Raw genomic sequence first — 11,549 nt, forward strand, 5'->3', positions numbered from 1 at the left:
ATTTGATAAAAAATGGAGAAATTCTAAATTTCTCCATTTTTTATATTGACAACATTGATACTCGATATTAAAGTTAATATATAGTCTTTATTTTTTATTTAGATAATATCGATATTCGATATTTGGAGGTGAATGATTTTGCCAAGGGAGCAATTTCAAAATTTAACTGAGCCAATGTATTACATATTAATTTCATTAATAAAAGAAAGATGTGGAGTAGATATTATGGCTGAAGTTGAAGTAATATCTAAAGGAAGGGTTAAGGTAGGTCCTGGAACATTGTATGCCTTACTTGGAAGGTTTGAAAAAGAAAATATGATTAGAGAAACAGAAGTAGTAGGTAGAAAACGAAGTTATATAATTACTGAGAAAGGCTTCGAAATACTTCAAGATGAATACAAAAGGTTAAATACTTTAGTTGAGGATGGTAAGTCTTTTTTAGGAGGGGATATGGATGATATTTAGAGATAGCAAGTGGGTAATATTCGATTTTTTACCCTACGAATATAAAAGTTTAGAAGAATATTTAGAGAAGATGGCATCTAAAGGATGGCTGCTACAATACATGAAAGGATATATCCTGAAATTTAGAAAAGCTAACCCTAAGAAAGTAAAATATGCAGTTGATATAATGGATAGCATTTCATTTTTGGATGGAAAAAATAGTGAGAAAGCTTTAGAATATAGAGAATATTGCAAAGAAGCAGGATGGAACTTTGTATGTGAAAGTGATAAAATACAAATTTATTCTAGTGAAGAAAATATGGAAAGAATAGAAATTCATACTGATGAAAGAGAAAAGTTCAAGATTATTAGAAAGGCATCATTTAAATATATATTATTGAAAATTCTTACTGTAATTACACTGTTATACGGTCAATATATTATTACTATAGGAAGTATAGATGGACATTTTTTAGCAAGTCAATTAAGTTTAGGAAGTTTATTGTTTATAATTATATTTGCAATTCACGAAATAATCGGATTAATAACATTTATTATTTTTGCAGTTAATGGCAAAAAAAGCTTGGGTATAGGTAGGAAAATTAATTATAATTTTAAAAGAAGTGTAAAAATAAAGCAGATAATAAGTATTATTGGATTTTTAATTCTTGCTTTAATGATAATAGTATATGGATTTAAGTCTGATATAGATTTATTAAAGATACTTATAATATTTTTGATATTTGCAATAATATTAGAGTATGTTATTAGCTTTGTCAAAAATAGAAACTATAAAAATAGAAAAATAATTATTCCATTAATTTATTTAATATTGCCAGTAATAATAGCTATAGTTATGATGACTACTATTTTTTCAAATGCAATTTTAGATTCTAATAATAAGAAAGAAATATCGAAAAAAGATTTTTATTTAACACTTGAAGATTTCAATGATTCTAGTAAAGATGATAATTTATATTATATAGAAGATAAATCACCAATAGCATCATATTTATTTTATAGTGTTGCAGGTAAAAAGAACTATTTAAGTTATGATATTTTTGAAAGTGATTATAAATGGGTAGTTAAATATAATTTCAATAAAAGAATAAATTTCGTAAGAGAAATAGGGATAGATTATATAGAGAAAGAAACTAACTTACCTAAGGATATAAAAGTATTTATGAATGAAAGAGGAGATAAATATATATTTATATCAGATTATAAAATGGTTGAAATATCAACCCTTGAAGAAATAAGTGAGGATGAATTAATTAGCGTTGTATATGAAAAGTTATTTAAATAAGTAATAATAAAAAGGAGATAATTTACATCAAAAGTGTATATCTCCTTTTTACTAGTTATAAGATTCTTTTATAACATTTCGAATATTCTTAATAAAATTTAGAGTTCTTGTATATCTATTTGAAATAGACTTATTTTTAGCTATAAACTTTTTCTTCAAATCCTGCAAAGTTTAATGAAATATTTAAATTTCCATTTTTGACTCTTAGTTCATCTATAAATTTCTTTTGATTTACATCAAGTTTCATTTGAACTATATAATGAATTTCAAAAAGTGATCCAAAGTCTCTAGTTTTAATAGTTTCAATATACCAAGAGTCAGTGTATTTATTTAAAATATCATCAAATATTCCATCATAGTTTAAGTCTTCTGGAATTGTTATTTTAAGCTTAGATGTCTTTGTTTTAGGCATAGAAAACTTAGTTATATCTAAAATTAATGTTAATGCACAAAGAACTATAGTAAATATAAAGGCATATCCAATATAGCCCATACCGCAAGTTAATCCTACAGCTAAAGTGAAAAATACGTATGTTATATCTTTAGGATCTCCAGGAGCACTTCTAAAACGAATTATTGAAAAAGCTCCAGCTAAACTAAAGGCTCTTGCAACATTATTACCTACTAATAGTATTATTATTGATATAATTACAGGCAGCATAATTAATGTCACAGTAAAGCTTGGGGCATAGCCCTCCCTTTTATGAGTTTTTATATAGGCAAGGCTTATAATTAAGCCAAGAACTATTGAAGATAGAATAATTAGTAAAGCATTAAATAAAGTAAATGATTCCCCGTTAGTTGATGATATTATTGTCTCTAGCATATGTTTTTCCTCCTTGAGTTATAATTATTATTTAAACAATATTTTACATATTCACTTCCGTACTTTGAAAAGTGAGTATTATATATTTCTAATTCAGACATTGTTTTGCTTAACCATATTGGAATTGCACCTAATATTTTTACTTCCATAAGATAAGAATCTCTAGGAAGAATATTTTCACCATATAATCCAAGTTGAAGAGAGAGATTATCCCTTCTACCTAAAATATTAGAATCAAAGGTTATTCTAAAATCTTTATCATTTTTTCCAAAGAAAGCCTTTCTACTATAGCTTATATAAACCCTTGGAGAAACCTTATTATTATTTAAATAGTATTCTATTTCATCTAAGACTTGATTATTTAGAAAGTCTAATGATTTAGGTCTGATTCTATCCTCTAAAAACTTATAAGCTTCTTTTAAAGTTAGAGTTGCTCTTCTTTTATTAACTATTCCATTAATTTTTTTCTTAAGCTCTAGGAAGACTTTATCATTTTCTCCTATAGGAGCTTTATAGCTTCTTAATCTAAGTTTTTCCTTGTAATAAGGTTTATTAATTGAATGTCTTATTACTTGATTATCTAAAGTATCATAATAAATACTATAAATATTGTAGTTCTCTCCATTCTTACAGAATTTATCTTCGTTCATATATTCATAAAGAATAGGAAGAAGTTTTTTATATTGAGTTTCATTTAAAATAAACTTCTTTTCATATCTTTGAAAGGACTTTATAGCCATGAAATACCTCCTATTAATTTAGTTTCTGAGGTAATTATATAAACTTAACCTTAAATAAATCTTAAATTCTAATTTTTATCAATAGAGATATACAAGTTAGTAAGAAATATTAATATAAATATGATTATTTGAAAGATAATTAATATAGAAGTAGTAGATGGAAATTATAAGAATTCAATAAATTGTAAATAAAATATTGAAATGGTAATATATTAATATAACCAAAATAGGGGGGATACTTATGAAAAAGCTATTAATTTTCTTAGTACTTTCTACATTGGCCTTAACTTCATGTTCATTAAATGATTCAGATAATCAAAAGAAAGAATTAGATAATAAAACAAGTGAGATTACTGAAAATAATATTAATAACTCTTCAGAAGAAGATAAAATTGATAACTCAAATAATGGTGAACAAGAAAATATTGAAGAGCCATCTGACATTGATAATATAGAAAATATAAGCTATGAAGTTAAAAATTATATAATAAAGGGACAAGATAATAAATCAGAGGCGGAAAAATTAAAATGGAGCAAAACATTCTTAGATAACCTTGATATTAATTCAATATATAGTGAGTATTTATCAAGTGGAGGTACTGCTGATGATATAGAAGAATTAGCTTACTATATTACTGAGAATGCTCCAATACCAAGTGATTGGGAAGAGATGTTTAAGAAAGATTTATATGAGAAGTATGGTGAGAATTTACTTAAAGTAGAGCCTTTGGGAAATGACCAGTATCAAGCTTATATTGAAAAAGAAGGTAAAGAAGTACCTTATGTTGTAGTATCAAGTAGAACAGGATATTTTCATGGATAGATATTAGTAAAAAGCTGTGTTAAATTGGGTTTCTAATTCAATTTAGCATAGCTTTTTTATATGAGAGTAAGATAGTCCTTAATTTAAGATAAATAAGCAACAATTAAATATTAGAGATGTAGGGAAGTGATGAAATAAATATTATAGACTTTTAATAATTTCTTAATCAAAAAGTAATTAGGAAAGTGAGTATGTAATGTAAAATTATAGTAAGGTATGATGTAAGGGAGAGATTTATATGAAAATTAAAAGGTTTAAAAATAGTAAAATAACTTTTATTATATTAGCGTGTATAGTCATTGTAATATTAATATTTAGCACTTTGATTAAAAGAGATAAGTATAAAAATGAAGAAATTAATATGACTGAGGAAGAAAAGAAAATAGTAAGTGAGGTTATTGAATTAGCAGAATCAAAGATAGGACTTCAATATGTTTGGGGTGGTAAAGGAGAAATAATGACAGAGGAAAGACTTAATGAGCTCATTAGTTATTATGGAGATAGTTACTATCCTTTAAGTCAAGAAACTTATGTTGGAGAACAAGCTTTTGATTGTTCAGGATTAACATATTGGGTTTATAGAGAAGTTACTGGTGTGGAAATAGGATATTCTACTTATGATCAAGAAGATGAATTACAAGGGTATGAAGTTAGTGAAGAAGAATTACAGCCAGGGGATTTAATTTATACTCCAGGCCACGTAGTTTTATATAAAGGAAAAGGAAAAATAATTAATGCTTATAACAAATATATATATCCAATTGGAGGAGTAAAAGAAGGTAATCTTAATATAAGCAATGATAGTGTAATTTATAGACCACTAGATTATATAAATTCTTTAAAATAAATTTAAAGAATAGGGAACTTTTTCTTATATATGCTACTCTTACATATGTAAGGATAGGGATAAGGTTAAGGGGGGACGGATTTGGAGCTAGAAGTTAAGAGAGCTAAAAATGGTGATAAAGAGGCATTATTATCATTAATTATGAAGGAAAAAGATAATTATTATAAGCTTGCCTACTTTTATATGAAGAATGAGCATGATGCGTTAGATATTCTTCAAGAAATGATAATAGTCTTATACAAGGAAATTCCAAAACTAAGAAAATTAAATTCATTTTACAGCTGGAGCAAGAAAATATTAGTGAATATATGTAAAAAGGAATTATCAAAGAAGACAAATGAAGAATTAGATTTATTCTATCCTATAGAAGAAAAAGGCTTTAAAGAATCAGAAAATAAAATTTATTTGAAATCACTTATTGAAAGCTTAAATGAAGATCAAAAAGAAGTAATAAAGCTTAGATACTACTTAGATTATTCTTATGATGAAATATCTCAAATAATGGATATTCCACTTGGAACAGTTAAGTCTAGAATTAATAAAGGCCTTAATAAAATAAGAAAAGATATAGGTGGTGATATAAATGATGGACTTAGATAAGGAGTTAAAGAATCTGAAGGAAGAGGAAATAAAGGCACCTGATAATTTTGAAGAATTAATGAGGGGGGCTTTAAATAAAAATAATATCGAAAATGAAAGAATAGAAATAAAAAAGAGGTTAAATTTTAATAATAAATATTTAAAAGTAGCTTTAATATTAATGGTATTTATATTAGTCTTTAATTTCAATTCAGTATCAGCAATGATAAAGAAGCTTATCGGTTATGAGAGTTATTTTAGTTACTATAGTTATGTTGAAAAACTTAATGAAAGTGGAGAACTTCAAGAAGTTAATGAGAAAGTTAAATTTAATAATGGTAAAGAAGTAACAATTGAAGCTGTAGTTTATGATAATAAATATGTTTCTGTTTTTATGAAAGGAAATATTAATTATATAGAAAGATTTTTACCCAATGATTATCCTCCAGAATTAGATGAAGATATAAGCTCAAAGTCAAATATAGAGGTTTTAGATGGAGATGTTGCATCAGGAACAGGTATATATAGCGAAAAAGACGATAATGGAGATATCTTATGTGTTGAAATGTATAAAATAGGAGCAAACAGAGATAATTTCACTTTAAGAATAATTGAAGAAGGTGAAAGCAAGGATGTTATTATTAATATAGATAATTCTAAAACTGTAGAAGTAAAAAATATTATACCTGATAATAATAAAATAGAAATAGATGGTGTTAAGTTTATAGTAAATAATGTAAGAGTTAGTCCTCTTGCAATAAACTTAGACTATTCCGTGATTTCAGAGGATGAAGAAAAAGTTGAAGCTATTCAAATTAATAAAGGAAATTTCTTTAATGAAGGAATTTACTTGTCTCCTAATATAGAAGGGAGAAATATAGATAGGTTAGGATTAGTAGCTTATGATGAGAAGGAAGTCTTAGAGAATGGAATTAGAATAGTTGAAAATTTTGCATTTAAGGATTTAGCTATAGATAAATTTAATAAAGCAAATATAGTGATTGAAAGTGCAAGATTTAGTGAAGATTTAGATATTGATATTAATAGTACTATAAAGGATACCTGGATAAATGATTATATATTTATAGAAGAATTAAATTATAATAAAGAAAAAGAAATAGTAGATATAGCTTATTGGAGTAAATATGAGAAAAAATGGTTTGATAAATATTTACCTTACGAAATACTACCTTATAATGGATACTTTTCTCATGAGGTTTCAAATCATCAAAGTAATATAAAAGATTATTTAGGAGATGATTATAAAAAGTTTACTTTTTTAAGAACTCAAGTAAATATGAATGAAAATAATAAGATATTTATTTCTAACAATAAGGCTGTAGACATTAGCAAAAAAGATAGAACTATCAAAGTAAAAATAGATTATTAGTTTAAGAATATTATAAAAATATTGACAATAATAAAAATAAGCCTTATAATCCATATTAATAAATAAGCATAACTAAGAGTTAGCAATAATTCGGAGTATAAGATAATACAAGCTATGATAAGAACAAGTAGTAATTAGTAAGCTTACAGAAAGTTACCGGGTGATGAGAGGTGCAAGATAAGCTAATTATGAATACATCTTTGAGCTTCACACCAAATGGAGTTGTTAAATTTTCATTATTTAATAGCGACTAGTAGGCTGTGACGATTTCCTTGCACACGTTATAGTGCTAGAGTATTACCTAGTTTTAACTAGAGTACTTGAAAAGGTAGGCAATGTGAGTTGTCTATGAACTTAAGGTGGTAACACGAAGAATTTATCTCTCGTCCTTTAGAAATAAGGGGCGGGAGTTTTTTTATTTTCAAAAACCAATTAAGTTCTAAATTATCAAAAAAGCTTTTGTACATTATTCTTATAGAGCTTGCTTATATTTTTAAATATAAGAGGAGTGTTAAAAAATGAAAAAATCAGTAGAAGAACAATTAAAAATTATTAAGAAGGGAGCTAGTTTAATAGTTAATGAAGAAGAGCTTAAGTTAAAACTTGAGAAGTCTTTAAGAGAGGATAAGCCATTAATTATTAAGTTAGGACTTGATCCAAGTGCACCAGATATACATTTAGGTCATGCTGTAGTTTTAAGAAAGATAAAACAAATGCAAGACTTAGGTCATAAGGCAGTAATAGTTATAGGAGATTTTACTGGAAAAATTGGAGATCCAACAGGGAAAGCTAAGGGGAGAAAAGCATTAACAGATGAAGAAGTATTAAAAAATGCTGAGACATACAAAAATCAAATATTTAAAGTGTTAGATAAAGATAAAACAGAAGTTAAATTTAATAGTGAATGGCTTTCAAAATTGAATTTTGATGATGTTTTAAAGTTAGCTGCAACTACTACAGTAGCGAGAATGATGGAAAGAGATGATTTTCAAAAAAGATATAAGAATAATGTACCAATAGGGATTCATGAATTTTTTTACCCACTAATGCAAGCTTATGATTCCATTGCATTAGAAGCTGATATAGAGCTTGGAGGAACAGATCAAACCTTTAATATATTAATGGGAAGAACTCTTCAAAAGGCAGTAGGTCAAGAACAGCAAATTGCCATGTTTATGCCTATATTAGAAGGATTAGATGGAATAGAAAAAATGAGTAAGAGCTTAGGAAATTACATTGGAGTAAATGAGCCAGCAAATATAATGTTTAAAAAGGTTATGGAGGTTCCAGATAGCTTAATTATTAAATACTTTGAATTAGCAACGGATGAACATCCTGATGAAATAGATAAAATAAAAGAAAGACTAAAATTAGGAGAAAATCCTAGAGATATAAAATTAGATTTAGCTAAGATAATAACATCTTTATACAATTTAGAGGATAAAGTTAAGGAAGCTATAGAGTTTTATAATACAGCCTTCTCTAAAAAAGAAATACCAGATAATATACCAGAACTAATATGTAATGGAGAAGTATTGAGAGATATACAAGATTTATTGATAAAAGAAAAATTCATACCAAGTAAAAAAGAATTTTCTAGATTATTAGCTCAAGGTGGAGTTCAATTAAATGGTAATAAAATAAACTCATTAGATATTGAAATTAAAAATGAAGATGTACTAAAAATAGGAAAGAAAAAATTTCTTAAGTTGATTATTGATTAGATAAAGCTAATATATAAACTAGACTATCGTATTTATTAAGTATTTTTAATAGTATATTATCAAAAAGGTTCTTTGAATTATTTGTTTATTGTTAGATATACATTAAGAAATTTTATGATAGTAATAAGATGCCGTATTTTAAAATTATAATACGGCATTTTTCTATAACTTAAAGAATATAAAAATTTTCAAAAGAAAAATTTTATAACTACTTTAGTAATAATGGTTCTTAAAGAAATTGTGAATTATATAAAAAAACATTATACTATATTTAGTAGTTATTACTGGAGGTATCTTATGAAGTTTGACATTTATAAAATTGCGGATAATTATAATCTAACAGAAACTGAAAGACAAGTACTTGAATATATATTAAAAAATATTGATGATGTTTTAGATAAAGGAGTAAGAGAAATTGCTCATATTAATTATACATCTGCAACAACGATAATAAGATTATCAAAGAAGTTGGGGTATACTGGATATGTAGACATGCTATATAGATTGAACTTTATAATGAAGAATAATGAGAAAAATCAGAATCGTACTTCTGACATAACAAACTTTATTAATGAAATAGATAAAGATGTTATAGAAAACTTTATAAAGACTTTAATAAAGCATAGACAAGATATAATTTACATTACAGGTACGGGGTTTTCATCACCAATTGTAGACTTTTTCTGTAGAAAAATGCTTGTGTTAGGGTTTAAGTGTATAAAAACTAATTCTTATGGTGTATATGATAATAATGAAATAGGAGGTACTTTAGTAATAGGAATATCTAAAAGTGGAGAAACGGACAGTGTAACGAAAGTAATAGATTATGCTAAAAAAAATAATTTAGATATTATTACTTTTACTGGAAAGCAAAATAGTCATATGGCTGAAGTAGCTAGTATAAATTTTAATATATTAGATGATAAAGAACTAGACGATAGAAATATTACATCAAATTATTTTTATGCTAGAGTAATGATTGTAATGGAGTATTTATTAGATAAAGTTATGAATAGATTACAAAAAGTTAAGCAAGAAAATCATTATATATAAAATAAACAGATAAAAAAATAATATTAAATAGTAAATAAATCGCTGGTATAACAATGCTTTCAGCGATTTATTTATTTTTATGTAAAGGTAAACATGTTTACTTTTTAGGTAACATGTTACTGAAAGGGTTAAAACTATTAACAAGATTTATCAAAAATGTTATTCTATCTTCAAGGTAATTACCAATTAGAAAATTTAGGGAGATAAGGGGTACGATAGAATGAAAGATAAAATTCTAGATAGTATGCAGAAATTTGCTAAAGCAATGATAGGACCAGTATTATTTTTACCAATTGTAGGTATGTCAATAGCATTGACAGCTGTACTAACGAACACAACTTTTGTTAGTGAGGGTGGAGTAATATGGACAATAGGGAAATTCTTCAATGGTATGTTGTCACCAATAATGGGGAACTTAAGTATTTTATTTTGTGTTGGAATTGCAATAGGCATGGCTAAAAAGAAAAAAGCAGAGGCTGCTTTTGTTTCAATTATGTCTTATATATTATTCTTAGGAGCTAATAGTAAGTGGTTAGAGTTGTCAGGGAAATTAATAGCGGGTGATACTGCTGGAGATTTATATGGAACAGGTCAAACAATTCAATTAGGTTTTCATGTAACAGATATGGGAGTTTTTCTTGGAATGATCTTAGGAGTTGCAGTAGCTGTAATTCATAATAAGTATATAAATAAAGAATTTAAAGGAGCTATGGCACCTTACGGTAATAGTAAGCTTGTATTTATGATTATGATTCCAATAGTTGCCATTTTAAGCGTTGGAGCAACATATATTTGGCCAAGCATAGCAAATGGAATTACAGGACTTACAGGGTTTATGAGCACTGCAGGGGCATTAGGAGTATTTGTTTATGGATTCTTAAATAGATTTTTAGTACCCACAGGATTACATCATCTAATTTGGTCACCATTCTTATATTCAGCTGTCGGAGATCAAATGATAATAAATGGAGAAAATGTTATTGGTGCAAAACCAGTATTCTTAGCATTACTTAATGATCCTACAATAGCAATGATGCCAGACTCAGCGAGATTTTTGAATTATGGATTAGTAAAAACCTTTGGAGTTATTGGTGTAGCATTAGCTTTTTATTACACAGCTAAGAAAATAAAACGTAGTAAATTAAAAGCACAATTAATTCCATCAACTTTAACAGCAGTAATAGCGGGTATTACAGAACCATTAGAGTTTACATTTATATTTGCAGCACCTTTATTATGGTTTGTATATTCAGTTATAGATGGATTTTTCCAAATGATAGTTTATGTTCTTAATGTAAGAGTATGTGCTACCAATGGAATTTTAGATTTTCTTGTGATAAATTTACCAGCTGGAATAGGGAAAACACATTGGCCAATTTATATTTTAGTAGGATTAGTTGAAATAGTAGTAATTTTTGTAGTGTTTAAATTTATGATAGAGAAAATGAATTTAAAGACACCAGGAAGAGAAGATGATGATAGTGATAATGCAATCGATTTAAATGAAAATGCTGCAAAAGTTAAAAAAGAAATGAAGAATTCAAATAAAGAAGTTGAAGATGCTGTAAATGATAGAGAAAAGGCTCTAACAATTATCAAAGCATTAGGGGGAAAAGAAAATATAGTTACAGTGGAGAATTGTTTCTCAAGACTTAGAGTTGACGTTATAGATGACACTATAATTGATGAAAAATCATTAAAAACAACAGGAGCATCAGGAGTAGTAAGGAAAGGAAAGAACATACAAGTAGTATATGGTCTTTCAATAAATAAAATAAGAACTATAGTAGATGAAGCATTAGAAATAGCAGAATAGG

At 26.6% G+C, this 11,549-nt stretch carries 11 protein-coding genes; 9 read left to right on the plus strand and 2 right to left on the minus strand.

Annotated elements, in window-relative coordinates:
* Nucleotides 1-138 precede the first annotated feature (138 nt).
* Together E5347_RS01365 and E5347_RS01370 are read left to right on the plus strand one after the other, a co-directional pair.
* Nucleotides 139-465, plus strand: coding sequence for a PadR family transcriptional regulator (locus E5347_RS01365; RefSeq protein ID WP_136005820.1), 327 nt, complete (start codon nucleotides 139-141; stop codon nucleotides 463-465).
* Nucleotides 455-1,750: a DUF2812 domain-containing protein gene (locus tag E5347_RS01370; protein ID WP_136003822.1), complete on the plus strand. Its 1,296-nt coding sequence runs from the start codon at nucleotides 455-457 to the stop codon at nucleotides 1,748-1,750. The genes E5347_RS01365 and E5347_RS01370 overlap by 11 nt, the downstream gene beginning before the upstream one ends.
* 136 nt (nucleotides 1,751-1,886) lie before the next feature.
* On the opposite strand, the gene E5347_RS01375 is transcribed toward E5347_RS01370, so the two are convergent.
* Both E5347_RS01375 and E5347_RS01380 read right to left on the minus strand, forming a co-directional pair.
* Nucleotides 1,887-2,576, minus strand: coding sequence for a DUF4956 domain-containing protein (locus tag E5347_RS01375; RefSeq protein WP_136003824.1), 690 nt, complete (start codon nucleotides 2,574-2,576; stop codon nucleotides 1,887-1,889).
* A complete protein-coding gene (locus E5347_RS01380; RefSeq protein ID WP_136003826.1) occupies nucleotides 2,570-3,316 on the minus strand; it encodes a polyphosphate polymerase domain-containing protein in 747 nt (248 codons plus the stop codon). Before E5347_RS01380 ends, E5347_RS01375 begins: the two co-directional genes overlap by 7 nt.
* Nucleotides 3,317-3,557: 241 nt before the next feature.
* Between E5347_RS01380 and E5347_RS01385 the strand changes: the two genes are divergently transcribed.
* The 7 genes from E5347_RS01385 to E5347_RS01415 all read left to right on the plus strand — a co-directional run bounded on the left by E5347_RS01385 (nucleotide 3,558) and on the right by E5347_RS01415 (nucleotide 11,548).
* On the plus strand, nucleotides 3,558-4,139 hold the full coding sequence (locus E5347_RS01385) for a hypothetical protein (RefSeq protein WP_136003828.1): 582 nt from the start codon (nucleotides 3,558-3,560) through the stop codon (nucleotides 4,137-4,139).
* A gap of 238 nt (nucleotides 4,140-4,377) precedes the next feature.
* Nucleotides 4,378-4,986, plus strand: coding sequence for a C40 family peptidase (locus tag E5347_RS01390; RefSeq protein WP_136003829.1), 609 nt, complete (start codon nucleotides 4,378-4,380; stop codon nucleotides 4,984-4,986).
* Nucleotides 4,987-5,067: 81 nt separating this feature from the next.
* On the plus strand, nucleotides 5,068-5,586 hold the full coding sequence (locus E5347_RS01395; RefSeq protein ID WP_136003831.1) for an RNA polymerase sigma factor: 519 nt from the start codon (nucleotides 5,068-5,070) through the stop codon (nucleotides 5,584-5,586).
* A complete protein-coding gene (locus E5347_RS01400; protein WP_136003833.1) occupies nucleotides 5,570-6,955 on the plus strand; it encodes a DUF4179 domain-containing protein in 1,386 nt (461 codons plus the stop codon). Before E5347_RS01395 ends, E5347_RS01400 begins: the two co-directional genes overlap by 17 nt.
* A gap of 518 nt (nucleotides 6,956-7,473) precedes the next feature.
* On the plus strand, nucleotides 7,474-8,679 hold the full coding sequence (tyrS, locus tag E5347_RS01405) for a tyrosine--tRNA ligase (protein WP_136003835.1): 1,206 nt from the start codon (nucleotides 7,474-7,476) through the stop codon (nucleotides 8,677-8,679).
* Between the two features lie 297 nt (nucleotides 8,680-8,976).
* A complete protein-coding gene (locus tag E5347_RS01410; protein ID WP_136003837.1) occupies nucleotides 8,977-9,732 on the plus strand; it encodes a MurR/RpiR family transcriptional regulator in 756 nt (251 codons plus the stop codon).
* Nucleotides 9,733-9,952: 220 nt separating this feature from the next.
* Nucleotides 9,953-11,548, plus strand: a complete 1,596-nt coding sequence (locus tag E5347_RS01415; RefSeq protein ID WP_136003839.1) for a PTS transporter subunit EIIC — start codon at nucleotides 9,953-9,955, stop codon at nucleotides 11,546-11,548.
* Nucleotide 11,549: the final 1 nt, after the last annotated feature.

Source organism: Clostridium sartagoforme, assembly GCF_004794105.1.
In the GTDB taxonomy this organism is placed as follows: domain Bacteria; phylum Bacillota; class Clostridia; order Clostridiales; family Clostridiaceae; genus Clostridium; species Clostridium sartagoforme_B.